This is a genomic window from Streptomyces sp. NPDC059787 (assembly GCF_042732315.1).
In the GTDB taxonomy this organism is placed as follows: Bacteria; Actinomycetota; Actinomycetes; order Streptomycetales; family Streptomycetaceae; genus Streptomyces; species Streptomyces atrovirens.
This window is the reverse complement of sequence record NZ_JBHWHX010000006.1, coordinates 33,306-51,670: the sequence shown is the minus strand read 5'-3', so window position 1 is coordinate 51,670 and position 18,365 is coordinate 33,306. Positions and strand designations below refer to the sequence as shown.

The 18,365-nt window shown below is 69.2% G+C and carries 11 protein-coding genes; 9 read left to right on the top strand and 2 right to left on the bottom strand.

Annotation, left to right across the window (positions count from 1 at the left end; all coding sequences use genetic code 11):
• Positions 1-18: 18 nt before the first annotated feature.
• From ACFV5H_RS07655 to ACFV5H_RS07640, 4 genes are read left to right on the top strand one after another with little or no spacing between them, the layout of a single operon-like run.
• Entirely contained in the window at positions 19-1,680 is a 1,662-nt protein-coding gene (locus tag ACFV5H_RS07655) for an extracellular solute-binding protein (protein ID WP_385048543.1), read from the top strand.
• Complete coding sequence (locus tag ACFV5H_RS07650) at positions 1,677-3,194, top strand: xylan 1,4-beta-xylosidase (RefSeq protein ID WP_385048546.1); 1,518 nt, start codon at positions 1,677-1,679, stop codon at positions 3,192-3,194. Before ACFV5H_RS07655 ends, ACFV5H_RS07650 begins: the two co-directional genes overlap by 4 nt.
• Positions 3,191-3,874 (top strand): hypothetical protein, encoded by a 684-nt coding sequence (locus ACFV5H_RS07645; RefSeq protein ID WP_385193373.1) that lies wholly within the window; start codon positions 3,191-3,193, stop codon positions 3,872-3,874. Before ACFV5H_RS07650 ends, ACFV5H_RS07645 begins: the two co-directional genes overlap by 4 nt.
• Positions 3,871-5,889, top strand: coding sequence for a beta-galactosidase (locus ACFV5H_RS07640; RefSeq protein WP_385193370.1), 2,019 nt, complete (start codon positions 3,871-3,873; stop codon positions 5,887-5,889). Before ACFV5H_RS07645 ends, ACFV5H_RS07640 begins: the two co-directional genes overlap by 4 nt.
• On the opposite strand, the gene ACFV5H_RS07635 is transcribed toward ACFV5H_RS07640, so the two are convergent.
• Together ACFV5H_RS07635 and ACFV5H_RS07630 are read right to left on the bottom strand one after the other, a co-directional pair.
• Positions 5,883-7,844 carry an alpha-glucuronidase gene (locus ACFV5H_RS07635; RefSeq protein WP_385193367.1) on the bottom strand — a complete coding sequence of 654 codons (1,962 nt, stop codon included), beginning with the start codon at positions 7,842-7,844 and terminating at the stop codon, positions 5,883-5,885. The genes ACFV5H_RS07640 and ACFV5H_RS07635 overlap by 7 nt on opposite strands.
• A 163-nt stretch (positions 7,845-8,007) precedes the next feature.
• A complete protein-coding gene (locus tag ACFV5H_RS07630; protein WP_385193364.1) occupies positions 8,008-11,811 on the bottom strand; it encodes a GH92 family glycosyl hydrolase in 3,804 nt (1,267 codons plus the stop codon).
• A gap of 374 nt (positions 11,812-12,185) precedes the next feature.
• Here ACFV5H_RS07630 and ngcE point away from each other — a divergent pair, with 374 nt between their 5' ends.
• The 5 genes from ngcE to ACFV5H_RS07605 all read left to right on the top strand — a co-directional run bounded on the left by ngcE (position 12,186) and on the right by ACFV5H_RS07605 (position 18,324).
• A complete protein-coding gene (gene ngcE / locus ACFV5H_RS07625; RefSeq protein WP_385048559.1) occupies positions 12,186-13,652 on the top strand; it encodes an N-acetylglucosamine/diacetylchitobiose ABC transporter substrate-binding protein in 1,467 nt (488 codons plus the stop codon).
• A 136-nt stretch (positions 13,653-13,788) separates the two neighbouring features.
• Positions 13,789-14,718, top strand: a complete 930-nt coding sequence (locus tag ACFV5H_RS07620) for a carbohydrate ABC transporter permease (protein ID WP_385048562.1) — start codon at positions 13,789-13,791, stop codon at positions 14,716-14,718.
• 15 nt (positions 14,719-14,733) lie between these two features.
• The gene (locus ACFV5H_RS07615) at positions 14,734-15,669 is read left to right on the top strand and encodes a carbohydrate ABC transporter permease (protein WP_385048564.1); all 936 of its coding nucleotides are present in this window, start codon (positions 14,734-14,736) and stop codon (positions 15,667-15,669) included.
• Between the two features lie 208 nt (positions 15,670-15,877).
• Positions 15,878-17,089 (top strand): ROK family protein, encoded by a 1,212-nt coding sequence (locus ACFV5H_RS07610; RefSeq protein WP_385048568.1) that lies wholly within the window; start codon positions 15,878-15,880, stop codon positions 17,087-17,089.
• A 134-nt stretch (positions 17,090-17,223) separates the two neighbouring features.
• Positions 17,224-18,324, top strand: a complete 1,101-nt coding sequence (locus tag ACFV5H_RS07605) for a sugar ABC transporter substrate-binding protein (RefSeq protein ID WP_385193361.1) — start codon at positions 17,224-17,226, stop codon at positions 18,322-18,324.
• Positions 18,325-18,365 lie beyond the last annotated feature (41 nt).

The following is an 18,365-nucleotide window of genomic DNA, read 5'->3' as shown; positions in this document are numbered from 1 at the left end:
GTACCAAGGGAGTCCCCTGTGAAGAACACCGGACAGCTGTCCCGGCGCCAGCTCCTCGGCGCCGCCGGATTCATCGGCATCGCCGCCCTCACCGGCTGCGGCAGCGGCGGTGACGGCGGCGACGACGCCAAGGACCTGTCGAAGAAGCGCGACGGCGCCATGAAGAAGTACCGGGCCGGCGAGCAGTTCAAGGCCACCGGGCCGCTGACCTTCTCCGTCCTGCACAACAACAACCCCGGCTACCCGATGAAGGACGACTGGCTGTTCTGGAAGGAGGTCACCCGGCGCACCGGCGTCACCTTCAAGGCCACCCCGGTCCCGCTGAGCGACTACGAGAAGAAGCGCAGCCTGCTCATCGGCGCGGGCGACGCCCCGCTCCTCATCCCCAAGACCTACCCGGGCGCGGAGACCGCGTTCGTCTCCTCGGGCGCGATCCTGCCGGTCAGCAAGTACGTGGACCTGATGCCCAACTTCCAGGACAAGGTCAGGAGATGGAACCTCCAGCCGGAGGTCGACTCGCTGCGCCAGTCCGACGGCAACTACTACCTGCTGCCCGGACTGCACGAGAAGGTGAAGCAGGGCTACTCGCTGTCCTTCCGCACCGACGTCCTGGACAAGCACGGCCTGGGCCTGCCCACCACCTGGGACGAGGTGTACACGACCTTCAAGGCGCTCAAGGAGGAGTACCCCGACCGCTACCCGTTCACCGACCGCTGGAGCACCAACACCCCCTTCCCCGCCGGCGCCCTGTTCCAGTACCTCGGCCAGGCGTACGGCGTGCGGGCCGGCTGGTCGTACCTGAACACCAGCTGGGACGCCAAGGCGCGGAAGTTCGCCTTCACCGGCGCCACGGACGCCTTCCGCCAGGTCGTCGAGTACCTGCACAAGCTGGTCGCCGAGAAGCTGATGGACCCCGAGAGCTTCACCCAGACCGACGACGAGGCGGTCAGGAAGCTGCTGGCGGAGAAGTCCTTCGCGATCAGCGCCAACCCGCAGGAGCTGGTGCAGAACTACCGCTACAACCTGGAGAAGCAGGTCAAGGGCGCCACCATCGAGATGATCCCGGTGCCGCTCGGCCCCGCCGGGCCGGTGGTCCTGGGCGGTGCCCGCCTGGAGAACGGCATGATGATCTCCGGAAAGGCCCTTGAGGGCGACGACTTCGTCGCCCTGATGCAGTTCGTGGACTGGCTCTGGTACTCCGACGCCGGCCAGGAGTTCTGCAAGTGGGGCGTGGAGAACACCACCTTCACCCGCTCCGGACCCGGACAGTACGGACTCAAGCCCGGCATCAGCCTCATGGGCTCCGACCCGGACGCCCCGAAGGACCTCCAGAAGGACTTCGGCTTCTCCAACGGCGTCTTCGCCTACGGCGGCAGCTGGGCCCTGGTCTCCTCCTCCTTCAGCCCCGACGAGAAGAAGTTCACCGACGCCATGGCGGCCCGCGAGCCGCTGCCCACCGACCCGCCGCACCCGCTGCGCGCCGAGGAGCAGGAGCAGGCCACCCTCTGGGACACCCCGCTGAAGGACCACGTCACCCAGAACGCCCTCCGGTTCGTCCTCGGCAAGCGCCCGCTCTCCGAATGGGACGACTACGTCAAGGAGCTGAAGGCCAAGAACATGGACCGGTTCATCGACCTGCACAACCAGGCCTACGAGCGGTTCAAGAAGGAGAACGCGTGATCAGCGTCCCCGACGCGCCGAACGGCCGGCTGTCCGACGCCTGGCGGGCCTGCGTCGGCACCGGCCGCCTCGACCTCGCCCTGCGCCGCGACTACCAGGACTCCCTCGCCCTGCTCCGGCGCGACATCGGCTTCCGGTACCTGCGCGGCCACGGCCTGCTCAGCGACGGCCTGGGCATCCACCGCCCCTACGAGTGGCAGGGCGCCCGCCGCACCCACCACTCGTTCACCTACCTCGACCAGGTGCTCGACGCCTGCCTCGGCCTCGGCATCCGCCCCTTCCTCGAACTCGGCTTCATGCCGGGCGCGCTGGCCTCGGGGGAGCAGACGGTCTTCTGGTGGAAGGGCAACGTCACCCCGCCCGCCGACGAGAAGGAGTGGACGGACCTGGTCCGCGCCACCCTCGCCCACCTCGTCGACCGCTACGGCGCCGACGAGGTGCGCACCTGGCCCGTCGAGGTGTGGAACGAGCCCGACCTGCCCGCCTTCTGGCCGGGCGCCGACGAGCAGGCGTACCACCGGCTGTACGAGGCGACCGCGCACGCCGTGAAGGAGGTGGACGCCGAGCTGAAGGTGGGCGGCCCGGCGGTCTCACCCGGCGCCGACGGCTGGATGGAGCGGTTCGCCGAGTTCGCCGAACGCCGGGACGTACCCGTCGACTTCGTCTCCCGGCACGCCTACAGCTCCGGGCCCGCCCAACACGTCCCGTTCGGCGTCCACCAGACACTCGCCCCGGCGAGCGACCTCCTCGACCAGTTCGCCGAGCCCCGCCGGTCCCTGAAGGGCACCCGGCTGGAGGGCCTGCCCGTCCACATCACCGAGTTCAACTCCTCCTACCGCCCCGACAACCCCGTCCACGACACCGCCTTCCACGCCGCGTACATGGCCCCGGTCGTGACGGCCGGCGGCGACCACGCCGACTCCTTCTCCTACTGGACGTTCAGCGACGTCTTCGAGGAGGCCGGCATCCCGACCGCGCTCTTCCACGGCGGCTTCGGCCTGCTCACCCACCGCCAACTGCGCAAACCCACCTACCACCTCTACGCCTTCATGGCCCGCACGGGGGAGGAGCGACTGGCGCGGGGCGACGACCACTTGGTGACCCGGCACGCCGACGGCCGGGTCACCGTCCTCGCCTGGGCCCCCGTCGACCCGACAGGAGAGACACCCGGCCCGGACCGGCACACCCTGCGCCTGTCCCTGCCGGTCGGCACCGCCCCGCGCGGCGAGGTGTTCGTCCGCCGCTCCTCGGTCGACGAGGAGCGCGGCAACGCCTACACCGCCTGGCGGCACATGGGCAGCCCCCGCTCCCCGAAGCCGGGGCAGCTCGACGTCCTGCACGAGGCCTCCGAACCCGCCCGCGCCCACCGGCGGCTGCCGGTCGAGGACGGCCGCGCCGACCTCGACCTCACTCTGGCCCGCCACGAGATCACCCTCGTCGAGCTGACCCCGGTCGACGACGAGACCCCGCCCTGGTGGGACGAGCGGCGGCTGCTCGGCCGGGAGGTGCCGTGAGCACCGTACGGGCCGACGCGTTCGGCACCGGGGCGCTCTCCCGGGCCGCCGCGCTGATCCACACGCTCGTCACCGTCGAGGCCCTGCTGCTGCTCACCGCGGCGCCGGGCCTCGCCGGCCTCTTCCTCCTCGCACCCGACCCCGCCAACCTCCCCCTCGCCGCCCTCTGCCTGCTGCCCCTGGGCCCGGCCGCCTCCGCCGCCCTCCACGCCCTGCACCACCGCAGCCGCGACCTCACCGACCTCCACCCGGCCCGCGCCTTCCTGCGCGGCTGGCGACTGGGCGCCCTCCCCGTGCTGAGGCTGTGGGCACCACTGCTCGCCTGGCTCACGGTGATCGCCTTCACCCTCACCCACTTCTCCGCCGCCGGACTCCCCGGCTGGTGGGCGGCGCTCCTCGCGCTGATCGGCACGGGCTCCCTCCTGTGGGGCGCGCACGCCCTGGTCCTCACCACCCTGTTCACCTTCCGCACCCGCGACACCGCCCGCCTCGCCGCCTACTTCCTGCTGCGGCACCCCCGCGCCACCCTCGGCGCCCTCTCGCTGCTGATCCTGACGGCCGCCGGCACCGCCCTGCTCACCGAGGCCCTGCCCGCCCTGCTCGCCGCCCCCCTGCTGCTGTCCCTGCTGCACAGCAGCCGCCCGGTGATCGCCGAGACCCAGGAGGACTTCACCGCATGACCCCGCCCCGCACCCCGAAGATCCCCTACGGCGGCGACTACAACCCCGAGCAGTGGCCGGAGGAGGTGTGGGACGAGGACCACCGCCTGTTCACCCGGGCCGGCATCGACACGCTCACCGTCGGTGTCTTCTCCTGGTCCCTCACCCAGCCCGCCGAGGACACCTACGACTTCACCGTCCTGGACCGGATCCTCGACCGCGCCGCCGCCGAGGGCCGCCGGGTCTGCCTCGCCACCGGCACCGCAGCCCTCCCGCCCTGGCTGGCGAAGCGTCACCCGGAGGTCAACCGCACCGACTTCGAGGGCCGCCGCCACCGCTACGGCCAGCGCCACAACTTCTGCCCCGGCTCACCGGTGTACAAGCGTGCCGCCTCAGCCCTGGCCGGCCGCCTCGCCGAACGGTACGCAGGCCATCCCGCCGTACTCGCCTGGCACATCAACAACGAGTACGGCGGCGCCTGTTACTGCGACCTGTGCGCCGACGCCTTCCGCGCCTGGCTGCGCGAGCGCCACGGCACCCTGGACGCCCTCAACGACGCCTGGTGGACGACGTTCTGGTCGCACCGCTACACCGACTGGGACCAGATCGAGCCGCCCAGCGCCCTCACCGAGCACTGGCGCGGACCCGACCACACCGCCTTCCAGGGCATCACCCTGGACCACCACCGCTTCACCACGGACGCCCTGCTCGGCTGCTTCCTCGCCGAGAAGGAGGCGATCCGCGCCCATGACCCGGACACGCCGGTCACCACCAACTTCATGGGCATGTTCCGCCCGCTCGACTACCACCGCTGGGCGCCCCACCTCGACTTCGCGTCCTGGGACAGCTACCCGCCCCTGGACGCCCCGCCCACCGTCGCCGCCCTCGCCCACGATCTGATGCGCGGCCTCAGGGACGGCGCCCCCTTCTGGCTGATGGAGCAGACCCCGTCCACCACCGCCTGCCGCGACGTCAACCCGCTGCGCCGCCCCGGCGAGCTGCGCCTGGCCACGTACCAGGCCGTCGCCCACGGCGCGGACGCCGCCCTCTACTTCCAGATGCGCGCCTCACGCGGCGCCTGCGAGAAGTACCACGGCGCGGTCATCGGCCACGCGGGACGGGACGACACCCGCGTCTTCCGGGAGGTCGCCGAGGTGGGGGAGGAGCTGGAGACCCTGGGCGGCGCGACGCTCGGCGCCCGCACCCCCGCCCGCACCGCCCTCCTCTTCGACTGGGACAGCTGGTGGGCCCTGGAGATGTCCGACGGCCCCTCCCGGCTGGTCCGCTACCAGGAGGTGGTCCACGCCTACTACCGGGCCGCCCGCGAGGCCGGCGCCGACGTGGACGTCGTCCCGGTCACCGCCGACCTCACCCCGTACGACGTGGTCCTCGCCCCCGTGCTGCACATGGTCAAGGGCGATCTCGCGGCCCGCCTGGAGGCCGTCACCGCGCGCGGCGGGACCGTGCTGGCGACGTTCCTCTCCGGCCGCGTCGACGAGCACGACCGGGCCTTCCCCACCGACGTGCCCGGACCGCTCGCCCCTCTGATGGGCATCCGGATCGACGAATGGGACGCGCGCCAGGAGGAGGTCGTGAACCCCGTACACCTGGGAGACCTCACCGCCGACGCCCGTCTGGTCTTCGAGATCGTGCAGCCGCGCGGCGCCGAACCGGTCGGCACGTACGGCGCCGACTTCTACGCCGGAACCCCGGCCGTCACCCGCCACCGCGTCGGCGAGGGCGAGGCGTGGTACGTCGCCACGGCCCTCGACCGGCCGGGCGTCGACCACGTGGTCCGCCGGATCCTCGCCCGCCACGACCTCGTCGGCCCGTACGCCGGCCACACCGCCGTCGAGACCGCGGCCCGCGTGGCCCCCGACGGCACCCGCCTGCTCTTCCTCCTCAACCACGCACCGGAACCGGCCCGCTTGACGGCCCACGCCCCGGCCACCGACCTGCTCACCGGCAAACACACCGAGCGGGACGAGCCGTTCACCCTCGACCCGCTCGGCGTGGCGGTCCTGCGCCTTCAGTAGATGATCCGCCCCCGCCCGTCCGGCACCCCGGACTTGCGCAGGAAGTAGCTGTTGACCTGGTCGCGCCACTCACGGGCGCTGCGCAGCTGCTCCTCGAACCGCTCGGCCACGCGCGCATGACGTGCCGGTTCCACCAGGTCCGCGAGGCCCGCCCACACCCGGCGGGCCTCCTCGGCCTCCTCCACACCCTCGAAGTGCGTGTCGTAGATGTGCTGGATCACCGTCTTCCCGCTGCGCAGCACATGCCCGTACGGAACGTGGTGGAAGAACAGCAGCAGTTCGTCGGGGCAGGTCTTCGGCGACTCGTACACCTCGGCCCACGGCTCGGCGTACTGACCGGCGTACCCGGTGCCGGCCGCCGTGGTGCGGTCCACGCCGACACCGTCACGGTCGGCGAAGTGGTAGGTGCCCCAGGGACTGTACTCGTAGCCGTCGACGCTCGGCCCGTAGTGGTGCCCCGGCTGCACCATGAAGCCCACGCCGAGCGGCGCGGTGTACTTCTCGTACGTCGACCAGGAGCCGTCGAGCACCGAGTGCAGCCCGTCGACCAGCCGTTGCTCCGCCCCCGGGTGGGTCAGCGCGATCCACTCGCCGAGGACGGCCCGCGGATCCGCCGCCGGGTCCCAGGCCAGCCGCCCGAAGGCGTAGAGGTTGGCCTGGGCGAGCGGATGACCGGTCCAGAACGGGTCGTCGCCGGCGTTCGACACGGCCACAAGACCGTCCGCCAGCCGCCCGGCGCTCACCTCACCGTCCGGCCGGAACCGCAGCGCCTCGCTCCACATCGGACCCAGCCAGCACGCGTGCCGCTGCTGCCCCGTGTACTCCTGCGTGACCTGGAGCTCCACCGCGAGCCGCGTGCCCGGCATGGCGCCGATCAGCGGGGAGACCGGCTCGCGCACCTGGAAGTCCATCGGCCCGTGCTTGACCTGGAGCACCGCGTTCGCCGCGAACTCCCCGTCCAGCGGGGTGAAATGGTCGTACGCGGCCCGCGCCCGGTCGGTGCTCCGGTCCCGCCAGTCCTGGTGGTGGTCGTAGACGAACGCCCGCCAGTGCACCGTGCCGCCGTACGGCTCCAGCGCGGCGGCCAGCATGTTGGCGCCGTCGGCGTGCGAGCGGCCGTAGGCGAACGGGCCGGGCTGCCCCTCCGAGTCGGCCTTCACGACGTACCCGCCGAAGTCGCCGATCTCCTCGTACACCCGGCGGGTCGCCTCCGCCCACCAGCTGCGCACCGCCCCGTCCAGCGGGTCGGCGGTGGGCAGCCCGCCCAGCACCATCGGCGCGGAGAAGGTGACCGACAGGTGGGTGCGGATGCCGTACGGACGCAACACGTCGGCGATCGCGGCCACTTCACCGATCCGGTCGGTGAGCAGACGCGCCTCGGTCGCGTGCACGTTGACGTTGTTGACGGCGACGGCGTTGATCCCGCACGCGGCGAGCAGCCTGCCGTACGCCCGCACCCGCTCCAGATCACCGCGCGCCCGGCCATCGACCCAGAACAGCGAACCGCCCGCGTAGCCGCGCTCGACCTGGCCCATGACCGGGTGCACGGCCACGTTGTCCCAGTGGTCCAGCATGCGTGAGGCGTACGCCGGACGGTGCTCCTCGCGGGCCCGCTCACCGGTGAAGGCGGCCTCTCCGAGCCGTACGACGTGGAACAGGCCGTACAGCAGCCCGCGTCCGCCGGACGCGGTGACGGTCGTGACGCCGTCCCGGCGCATCAGCGCGAAACCCTCGTCATCCAGCCCGTCGGCCAGTTCGAGAACCAACTCGGCGTCCTCGCCGCCGTCCCGTACGACCCGTCCGCCGAACCGCTCACAGGCGTCGGCCAGTTCGCCGTACACCGTCTCCACCAGAGGACCGGCGCCGGCGGCGCGTATCAGCGAACGCCGGCTGCCGACCGCCCGGAACGCGGCCGACGGCAGCCAGGCCGCGTCGAAGTCCCCCGAGTAGGTCATGCCCGTGCTCTCCCCTTGCCGTGGAAACGCCGCCCGGAGAGCACCGGGGGCCGCCCCCATTCTGGTGTACCGGTGACCTGAGAGGTACCTGTCGGCCTGCGGAAATCCATGGAAAAGGCGGGCCCGGGCGACGCCCGGACCCGCCATGTGAGCGGCAGTCGGCTCAGCTCAGCAGTTCCACCTCCGCCAGCGCCGCCTCACCGGTCAGCACCAGCCGGTAGTGGCCGTAGGCCTTCGGCCGGTCGACCGAGAAGGCACGGGTCTGACGGTCCCAGCGGAACGACTCGTCCGTCCGCCGGTCGAGGTCCGTCCACGTCGTGCCGTCGGCCGAGCCCTGGAGCACCCAGCCCGTGGGCGCCTTGGTGTGGTCCGAGGAGGTCAGCGTGTACTGCACCGCCTCGGTGTCCCCGGTGACGGGCAGTTCCACGGTGGAGACCGCGGCGCCGGTCGCCGACGTGTCGTCGAACAGGGCGCCCCCGCCCTTCAGTACGTCCTCGCGGGGCGTGGGCACCTCGTCGTCCTTGGTGATCGACGCGGGCGCCGCGTTCTCGCCCGTGCCCCACGACGACGGACGCGAGCCCATGTCGAACTCCAGGACGCCGCCCTTCGAGATCAGCGAGTGCGGCAGCGAAGTGGAGTTCCAGCGCTTGCCGTTGACCTTCAGGCCCTGCACGTAGACGTTCCGCGCGCTGTTCCCCGGTGCCTTGACGACCAACTTGCGGCCGTTCTCCAGGTGCACGGTGACCTTCTTGAACAGCGGGGAGCCGATGGCGTACTCGCCGCTGCCCATCACCAGCGGGTAGAAGCCGAGCGAGGAGAAGAGGTACCAGGCCGACTGCTCGCCGTTGTCCTCGTCGCCGTGGTAGCCCTGGCCGATCTCGCTGCCGGTGTAGAGGCGGGACAGCACCTCGCGCACGTTCTTCTGCGTCTTCCAGGGCTGCCCGGCCGCGTCGTACATGTACAGGGCGTGGTGGGCGACCTGGTTGGAGTGGCCGTACATGCCCATCCGGACGTCCCGCGCCTCGGTCATCTCGTGGATGACACCGCCGTAGGAGCCCTTGAACTCGGGGGAGGCCGTCTCGGGGGTGGAGAGGTACTCGTCGAGCTTGTCGCCGAGGCCGTCCCGGCCGCCGTACAGGTTGGCCAGACCGCGGCTGTCCTGCGGGGCGGTGAAGGCGTAGCCCCAGCCGTTGGTCTCGGTGTAGTCGTGGCCCCACACGCGCGGGTCGTACTTCGAGGACTCGACCCGCCAGTCACCCTCGGCGTTCCTGCCCTGGAAGAATCCGGCCTCGGAGTCGAACATGTTGACGTAGTCCTGGGCGCGGTTGAGGAAGTACGCCGACTCCTCCTTGTAGCGCTCCTCGCCCGTCTCCTTGTAGAGCGCCTCGCCCATCTTCGCGATGCCGTAGTCGTTGAGGTAGCCCTCCAGCGCCCACGACAGGCCCTCGTGGGTGTCGGTGCTGGTGTAGCCGAGGAACGGCGAGGTGGCCATGCCCTTGCGGCCCACACCGGAGGACGGCGGCACGACGGTGGCGTTCTTCACCGCCGCGTCGTACGCGGCCTCCGCGTCGAAGTCGACGCCCTTGACGTACGCGTCGGCGAACGCGACGTCCGAGGAGGTGCCGGTCATCAGGTCGGCGTAGCCGGGGGAGGACCAGCGCGAGGTCCAGCCGCCGTCCTTGTAGTGCTGCACGAACCCGTCGACCAGCTCACCGGCCTTGGACGGGGTCAGGAAGGAGTACGCCGGCCAGGTGGTCCGGTAGGTGTCCCAGAAGCCGTTGTTGACGTACACCTTGCCGTCGACGATCTTCGCGCCGGTGTGCGTCGGGGTGTCGGCCGCCTCCATCTTCGAGAAGGGGGATGCGTACCGGTACTTCCCGTCGACCTTCTCGTGGCCCGCGTTCGGGTACAGGTACAGCCGGTAGAGGCTGGAGTAGAGCGTGGTCAGCTGGTCCGGGGTGGCGCCCTCGACCTCGACCTTGCCGAGGATCCCGTCCCACTGCTTCTGGGCGTCGCGCTTGACCTTGTTGAAGGAGGTGCGCTCGCCGATCTCCTGGCGCAGGTTGTCCTTCGCCTGGTCGACGCTGATCAGGGAGGTGGCCAGGCGCAGCGTGACCGTGCGGTCCTTGCCCGCGTCGAAGCGCAGGTAGCCCTTGACGCCACTGGCGTCGCCCTCGGTGACCTTCTTGTCGAACTCGCCGTAGACGAACAGCCGGGTCGCGCCCGTCGACAGCCCGGACTTGACGTCCGAGTAGCCGGTGAAGGTGCCGTTCTCCTTGTCGAGGGTCAGGCCGGCCTGGTCGGTGACGTTGTCGAAGAGCACGCTCGCGTCGTCGCCGGGGAAGGTGAAGCGCATCGCCGCCGCGTGGTCGGTCGGCGCCAGTTCGGCCTTCAGACCGTTCTCGAACCGCACCCCGTAGTAGTACGGCCGCGCGGTCTCGTTCTCGTGCCGGAACGCCAGCTCGCGCTGCTCACGGCCGGTGTCCGGGGTACCGGAGGCGGCCGACGGCATCACCTGGAAGGTCTGCCGGTCACCCATCCAGGGGCTCGGCTCGTGGCTCGCGCTGAACGCCTGGATCGTCGGCAGGTTGTCCGCGTTGTTGCCGCGCGCGTAGTCGTACAGCCAGCTCAGCGAACCTGCGTTGGTGACCGGGGTCCAGAAGTTGAACCCGTGCGGCACGGCCGTCGCGGGGAAGTTGTTGCCGCGAGAGAACCCGCCGCTGGAGTTGGTGCCCCGGGTCGTCACCGCGTAGTCGGAGAGATGGGCCTTCGGCCGCTCGGGCTTCACCGGCTTCAGCGCCACGTCGTCCAGCCAGCCCCGGAACCTGGTCTCGCCCTTGGGGGAGTCGTACGCGACCAGGATCCGGTCGACGGTCTTGCCGGCGGCCACCGAGCCGATCCGGGAGACCACGTTGTTCCACTGGTTGACGTAGAGGATCTTCGACGCGCCCTGCCCCTGCGGGGTGAGCGGGAACCCGTGCTGGTCGGTGGCGCGCAGGTCGCTCAGGTGGGTGCCGTCGGTGAAGGCGAGGTCGACGGAGACGTTGGTGGAGTCGTAGTCGAGGTCGCCGTCCGCCATCGAAGGGAAGATGCGGTACGACAGTTCGGTGTTCCGGTCGACCCTCGTGTTGACGTCGAACACCTTGTTGTACGAGTACGCCCGCCCGTCGGCGGTGTGCCGGCCGGCGTAGCGCAGGGCGCGCTTCCCGGTGAACCCGGCGCCCGCCTTGGCCGTCGGCGAGCCGGTGGGGCCGCGGTCGACCAGCGAGAGCATGTCCTGCGGAACGGGCGCCTCGTCGTCGCCGGTGGAGAACTGGACGTCGGCGAGCTGGACTATGCCGCCGCTGCCGTTCTTGGTGATCTCCAGCCGGAAGTGCCGGTACTCGGCGACGGCGGAGGCGTCGATGTCGTAGATCCTGGTCTGGAAGCGTTCCGCGAACGTCTCGCCCGACCGGGTGTCGAGGGTCTTCCAGTCCTCGCCGTCGGTGGATCCCTTGAGGGTCCAGTCCCTCGGGTCGCGCTCGGCGGCGTCGTTGGCGGACGTGAGGGCGTAACGGACCGCCTTGACGGGGGCGTCCAGGTCGAACTCCACCCAGCCGGTGGACTCGAAGGCCAGCCACTTGCTGCTCGGCTCGCCGTCGACGAGGTTCTCCTTCACCTCCCCGCCGCCGGTGTTCTCCGCGCTGGCGCGGACGTCCGTGACATGGTCGGTGACATTGCCCGGAATGCCGGAGCTGTAACCGCCGTCCACACCCGAGGCGCGCTTCTCGCCGCCTCCCGTGGTGTCGACGGTGTTCAGCCAGTCCGGGGCGGGCTCCCCGGACTCGAACGACGACGCGAACTCACGGTCCGCCTTCGGCGGCGCCTGGGGCAGCGCCACCGCGACGCCCTGTGAGCCCGCGGCCAAAGCGAAGGCGGTCGCCGCGACGACCGCCGTTCCCCATCTGTGCCGAACCCTGTTGTGCATGAGTGAGGACCCTCCCTGCGCCGGACAACGTTGTCAATGAGATGCGCAAGGTCTAGTAGTGCGTCAAGTGGTCGGTGGTGTCAAGGGGGTTGAATGTGGCATTCCAGTCCAACGGCAATGATTCTTCCGTCGGGGAACGCACCGGAGGCCGATATTTCCGCGAGGTCTCAACTCGGAAAAGACCAGAGGTGAACCTTGCATTCGATCTTGATCCATCGACGGGAAGTGGACTATACCTGTCGGCACTCCGGGGCGTCTTCACCGCACCCGACCCTGTACGGCCGCACTTCCTGCACGACCCAGCTTGACCCGAACGCGGTGCCGGGGAGGATCCGGTTCACCGCCTGAGTCCTGGAGAAGGCGAGGACTTGAGCATGGGATCCACTTCCGCCGAGAACAACGGCACCGGTTCCACCGAGAACGACGGCACGACCGGTGTGGGGCGCCGCGCACTGATCAAGCGGTCCGCCGCGCTCGGCCTGGTTTCCGTACCGGCGATGAGCTTCCTGTCCGCGTGTGCCAGCGGGGGCGGGGAGGACAACTCCGGCGACAACGAGGGCAAGACGTCCGAATCCAACCCGTTCGGTGTCAAGGAAGGCAGCAAACTCGACGTCGTCATCTTCAAGGGCGGTTACGGCGACGACTACGCCAAGGCGTGGGAGGCCGCGTTCAAGAAGGAGTGGGGCGTCACCTCCGTCCACACCGGAACGCAGGAGATCACCGGCAAGCTCCAGCCCCGCTTCAACGCCGGGAACCCGCCGGACATCGTCGACGACTCCGGCGCCCAGCAGATCCCGATCGACGTGCTGCACAAGAACGGCCAGCTCCTCGACCTCGCCGAAGTGCTGGACGCGCCGTCGGTCGACGACCCGGACACGAAGGTCCGCGACACCCTCGTCCCCGGCACGCTCGACGCCGGAATGCAGGAGGGCAAGGTCGTCGCCCTCAACTACATCTACACGGTGTGGGGTCTGTGGTACTCCGGCAAGCTCTTCCAGGAGAAGGGCTGGGAGGCGCCCAGGACCTGGGACGACTTCCTCGCCATCTGCAAGGACGCCAAGTCCCAGGGCATCGGCGGTCTCGCGCACCAGGGCAAGTACCCGTACTACATCAACGTCGCCATCATGGACCTGATCGCCAAGAAGGGCGGCCTGGACGCCATGAGGGCGATCGACAACCTCGACCCCAAGGCGTTCGTCGGCTCCGACGCCGCGCAGGAGGCCATCGAGGCGGTCTACGAGGTCGTCGAGAAGGGCTATCTGATGCCCGGCACGAACGGCCTCACCCACAACGAGTCGCAGACCCGCTGGAACCAGTACAAGGCCGCCTTCATCACCAGCGGCTCCTGGCTCGAGAACGAGCAGCTCAAGACGACACCGGACGACTTCGACATGAAGTTCCTGCCGATGCCGCTGCTGCCGGACAGCGCGCTGCCGTTCGAGGCGATCCGGGCCGGCTCCGGTGAGCCCTTCATCATCCCCTCCAAGGCCAAGAACCTCCCCGCGGCCAAGGAGTTCATGCGCAGGATGCTCTCCAAGGAATGGTCGACCCTGTTCGCCAAGGAGGCGAACTCGCTGACCATCCTCAAGGACGGCGTCGACCCGGGCGTCCAGCTCCGGCCGGGCACCCAGTCCACCGTCGAGGCCTCCAAGGCGGCCGGCGACAACACCTTCCGCTTCCTGTACACCGAGTGGTACAGCGAGATGGGCACCGCCATCGAGAACGCCTCCAACGAGCTGATGGCCAAGCGCATCCAGCCCAAGGAATGGCTCAAGCGCGCCCAGGCCGCGGTCGACAAGCAGGCCAAGGACCCGGCCTCGAAGCAGAACCGCCGCGACTGATCTCGCTCGCTCGACCGACCGCATTCCGGGCCGGGAATCCTCCCTGCCGCGTGAACGGCCGGGAGGATTCCCGACCGTATGCACGACCCGGGAGGATTCCCGGCCCGGAACGGCCACACCCAGGGGCAGGAACGCCATGCGCAAAGGGCAGCACCGGTTCGTCGCGGGATTTCTCCTCTTTCCCGTGGCGCTCTACCTGATCTTCGTGATCTGGCCGTACATCCAGACGTTCGGTTATTCACTGACCGACTGGAAGGGCCAGTCGCAGACCTTCAGCTTCGTCGGCCTGGACAACTACACCAAGTTGCTCCAGGACGACATCTTCATGGGAGCCATCTGGCACAACATCCTGTTCCTGGTGTTCATCCCGGTGATCACCATTCTGCTCGCGCTGTTCTTCGCCTTCATGGTGAACGCGGGCGGACGCGGACGTTCCGGAGGTGTCTCGGGAGTCGCCGGATCCAAGTACTACCGGGTCGTCTATTTCTTCCCGCAGGTGCTGTCCCTGGCCATCATGGCGGTGCTCTTCGGAGCGGTGTACCGCAGTGACGGCGGCGGCATGCTCAACGGCGTCCTGATCAAACTCGGACTGGTCGACAAGAACAGTCCGGTGGAATGGCTCAACGAGCCGAACTTCGTGCTGTGGGCGCTCATCGCGGTGGTCGTCTGGCACGGTGTCGGCTTCTACCTGGTGCTGTTCTCCGCCGCCATGCAGTCCATTCCGCGGGACGTCTACGAGGCCGCGCTGATCGACGGCGCCGGCCGCGCCCAGTCCTTCTTCCGCATCACCCTGCCGCTGCTGTGGGACTCCGTGCAGACCGCCTGGGTCTACCTCGGCATCGCGGCGATGGACATGTTCATCCTGGTCTCCACCATGACCGCCGGGGACTACGGCGGCGGGCCCGACCACCACAGCGAGGTCATGTCGACCGTGATGATGCGGAACTTCCTGCTGTACGGCCGGAGCGGCTACGCCTGCGCCATGGGCGTGGTCATGCTGGTCCTCACCCTGATCGTGTCCGTGGTCATGCTGCGCGCCACCCGTCGCGAGCGCATCGAGTTCTGAGGCGGAGTAACGACGATGAGCGCACCCCTCAAGGAAACCGCCCCCACCGGGGGCCCCACCCCGCCCCCGCCGCCGGTGGGCAAGGGCACCGTCCGCCCCGGCCACCGGCGCGGCGAAGGCGTCGTGCTGAACGTCTTCTCGCACGGCTTCCTCGTCGTGTGGGCGGTGCTGATCGTGCTGCCGCTGCTGTGGCTGGTGCTGAGCTCCTTCAAGACCGACACGCAGATCGGCGGCTCGGCCTTCGGCTGGCCGCAGAACTGGGACCTGGACGTGTTCTCCCGCGCCTGGGAGAAGGGCATCGGGGACTACTTCCTCAACACCGTCATCGTGCTGGTCTTCTCCGTGCCGCTGACGATGCTGCTCGGCTCCATGGCGGCGTACGTGCTGGCCAGGTACGAGTTCCGGGGCAACCGGTTCCTGTACTACTTCTTCGTCGCGGGCGCGATGTTCCCCGTGTTCCTCGCCCTGGTGCCGCTGTTCTTCATGGTCAAACGGCTCGACATGCTGAACAGCTACCAGGGGCTGATCCTGGTGTACGTCGCCTACTCGATGCCGTTCACGGTGTTCTTCATGCACGCCTTCTTCCGGACCCTGCCCACGGCGGTCTTCGAGGCGGCGATCCTCGACGGCGCCTCGCACACCCGGACCTTCTTCCAGGTGATGCTGCCGATGGCCAAGCCCGGTCTGCTGAGCGTCGGCATCTTCAACACGCTGGGCCAGTGGAACCAGTACATCCTGCCGACGGTGCTGATGCAGCCGCAGAGCGGTGACGATCCGGAACGCTATGTGCTGACCCAGGGGCTGATCCAGCTCCAGCAGCAGCAGGGCTACGCCTCGGACCTCCCGGTGCTCTTCGCGGGCGTGACGATCGCCATGGTGCCCATGCTGGTGGTCTACCTGTCCTTCCAGCGCCAGGTGCAGGCCGGGCTCACCTCCGCCACCCTGAAGTAAAGCGCCGGCACAGCCTTGAAGTGACGCACCGGAACGCCTCGGGCACGCGCCGCTCCCGTCCCTGGGAGCGGCGCGTGTCCATGTGTCGGTGCACCCGGAAACGGTTCAACCTCTTGACGGGAGGCAACCCGAACGGCTCATCTTAGAGTTCACTAGTTGGACATGAGAGGGGCCTCACCGAAGCGGCCCCCGCGCGCAGGAGGTCGTCGTGGAGACTCCGGGGTCGCAGTCGTCGCTGCACCGAGCCAACCTGGAGCGGGTCGTCCGAGCAGTACGTCTTGCGGGTTCCCTCACCCAGGCCGAGATCGCGAGGACGACCGGCCTGTCCGCGGCCACGGTCTCCAACATCGTCCGGGAACTGAAGGACGGCGGAACGGTCGAGGTCACACCCACCTCGGCGGGCGGGCGCCGGGCACGCAGCGTCTCGCTGAGCGGGGACGCCGGCATCGTGATCGGGGTCGACTTCGGTCACACCCATCTGCGGGTCGCGGTCGGGAACCTCGCCCATCAGGTGCTGGCCGAGGAGTCCGAGCCGCTGGACGTGGACGCCTCCGCGGCGCAGGGCTTCGACCGGGCGGAGCAACTGGTCAAGCGGCTGATCGAGGCGACCGGAGTGGACCCGTCCAAGGTCGCCGGCGTGGGCCTCGGCGTACCGGGGCCGATCGACGTGGAGTCCGGGACCCTGGGCTCGACCGCGATCCTGCCCGGCTGGACCGGCACCAGGCCCGCCGAGGAGCTGCGGGGGCGGCTCGGCGTGCCGGTGCACGTGGACAACGACGCCAACCTCGGCGCCCTCGGCGAGATGGTCTGGGGCAGCGGCCGGGGCGTGCGCGACCTGGCGTACATCAAGGTCGCCAGCGGTGTCGGCGCCGGTCTGGTGATCGACGGTAAGATCTATCGCGGCCCGGGCGGCACCGCAGGCGAAATCGGACATATCACACTCGATGAGTCCGGCCCCGTCTGCCGCTGCGGCAACCGCGGCTGCCTGGAGACCTTCACGGCCGCGCGTTATGTGCTCCCACTGCTCCAGCCCAGTCACGGCACCGACCTCACGATGGAGGGCGTCGTACGGCTGGCGCGGGACGGGGACCCCGGCTGCCGTCGGGTGATCGCCGACGTCGGCCGCCACATCGGCAGCGGGGTCGCCAATCTCTGCAACCTGCTGAACCCGAGCCGGGTGGTCCTCGGCGGCGATCTCGCCGAGGCCGGTGAGCTGGTGCTCGGGCCGATCCGGGAGTCCGTCGGCCGCTACGCGATCCCCAGTGCGGCACGTCAACTGTCCGTTCTTCCCGGGGCACTTGGAGGCCGTGCGGAGGTGCTCGGAGCGCTCGCCCTCGCGCTGAGCGAGATGGGCGATTCGACCCTTTTGGACGGCACTGCGACCGGGTCGCTCACCGCGGCCACCCCTGCCTTCACTTAGAGAACGGATGGCACCGTTGCCATCTCGTTAAGGATTTACTTCTTGACGTCGCACGTGTGGCCGAGTTGACTTCCAGCCACCTCGGCCGCAACGACGCGGCCTCGTCAGGGAGGTTTCTAGAAGTGAACACGCGTATGCGTCGTGCTGCCTTCGCCATCGCCGCCGGTGCGATGGCCGTCTCGCTCGCCGCTTGCGGCAGCGCCGCCGAGTCGGGCGACAAGAAGGACTCCGGTGACTCCGCCGCCAAGGGCGACGACATCAAGGTCGGTCTGCTCCTGCCGGAGAACCAGACCGCGCGGTACGAGAAGTTCGACAAGCCCTTGATCGAGAAGAAGGTCAAGGAGCTCACGAACAACAAGGGCGAGGTTGTCTACAACAACGCCAAGCAGGACGCCAGCCTGCAGAACCAGCAGGTCGAGACGATGATCACCAACAAGGTGGACGTGCTCGTCATCGACGCGGTGGACTCCAAGGCCATCGCCGGCTCGGTGAAGAAGGCCAAGGACGCCGGCATCCCGGTCGTGGCCTACGACCGCCTGGCCGAGGGTCCGATCGACGCCTACACCTCGTTCGACAACGTGACCGTCGGCAAGACCCAGGGCGAGGCCCTGCTGAAGGCGCTGGGCGACAAGGCCAAGGACGGCCAGATCGTCATGATGAACGGCTCCTCCACCGACCCGAACGCCGCCATGTTCAAGGAGGGCGCGCACTCCGTCCTCGACGGCAAGGTGAAGGTCGGCCGCGAGTACGACACCAAGGAGTGGAAGCCGGAGAACGCCAACGCCAACATGGAGGGCGCCATCTCCGCCCTCGGCAAGGACAAGATCGTCGGCGTCTACTCCGCCAACGACGGCATGGCGGGCGGCATCATCACCGCCCTGAAGGCCGCCGGCATCGACAACATCCCGGTCACCGGCCAGGACGCCGAACTCGCGGGTGTGCAGCGCATCGTCACCGGCGAGCAGTACATGAGCGTCTACAAGCCGTACCCGCAGGAGGCCGACGTGGCCGCGGAGATGGCCGTGCTGCTGGCCCAGGGCAAGTCGCTGGACTCCCTCGCCAAGGACAAGGTCGACAGCCCCACCACCAAGGCCGTCCCCTCCGTGCTCGTCCCGGTCGTGTCGCTGACCCAGGAGAACATCAACGACACCGTGATCAAGGACGGCATCTACACCGTCCAGGAGATCTGCACGGACAAGTACAAGGCCGCCTGCGACAAGATCGGCCTCAAGTAAGCAGTCCCCAACTCCCGTGATGCCTCGGGGAGTCCGTGACC

Coding starts and splice junctions, on each gene's coding strand:
- ACFV5H_RS07640 (WP_385193370.1), top strand. CDS start 3,871: ATGACCCCGCCCCGCACCCCGAAGATCCCCTACGGCGGCGACTACAAC.
- ACFV5H_RS07635 (WP_385193367.1), bottom strand. CDS start 7,844: ATGACCTACTCGGGGGACTTCGACGCGGCCTGGCTGCCGTCGGCCGCG.
- ACFV5H_RS07630 (WP_385193364.1), bottom strand. CDS start 11,811: ATGCACAACAGGGTTCGGCACAGATGGGGAACGGCGGTCGTCGCGGCG.
- ngcE (WP_385048559.1), top strand. CDS start 12,186: ATGGGATCCACTTCCGCCGAGAACAACGGCACCGGTTCCACCGAGAAC.
- ACFV5H_RS07620 (WP_385048562.1), top strand. CDS start 13,789: ATGCGCAAAGGGCAGCACCGGTTCGTCGCGGGATTTCTCCTCTTTCCC.
- ACFV5H_RS07615 (WP_385048564.1), top strand. CDS start 14,734: ATGAGCGCACCCCTCAAGGAAACCGCCCCCACCGGGGGCCCCACCCCG.
- ACFV5H_RS07605 (WP_385193361.1), top strand. CDS start 17,224: ATGCGTCGTGCTGCCTTCGCCATCGCCGCCGGTGCGATGGCCGTCTCG.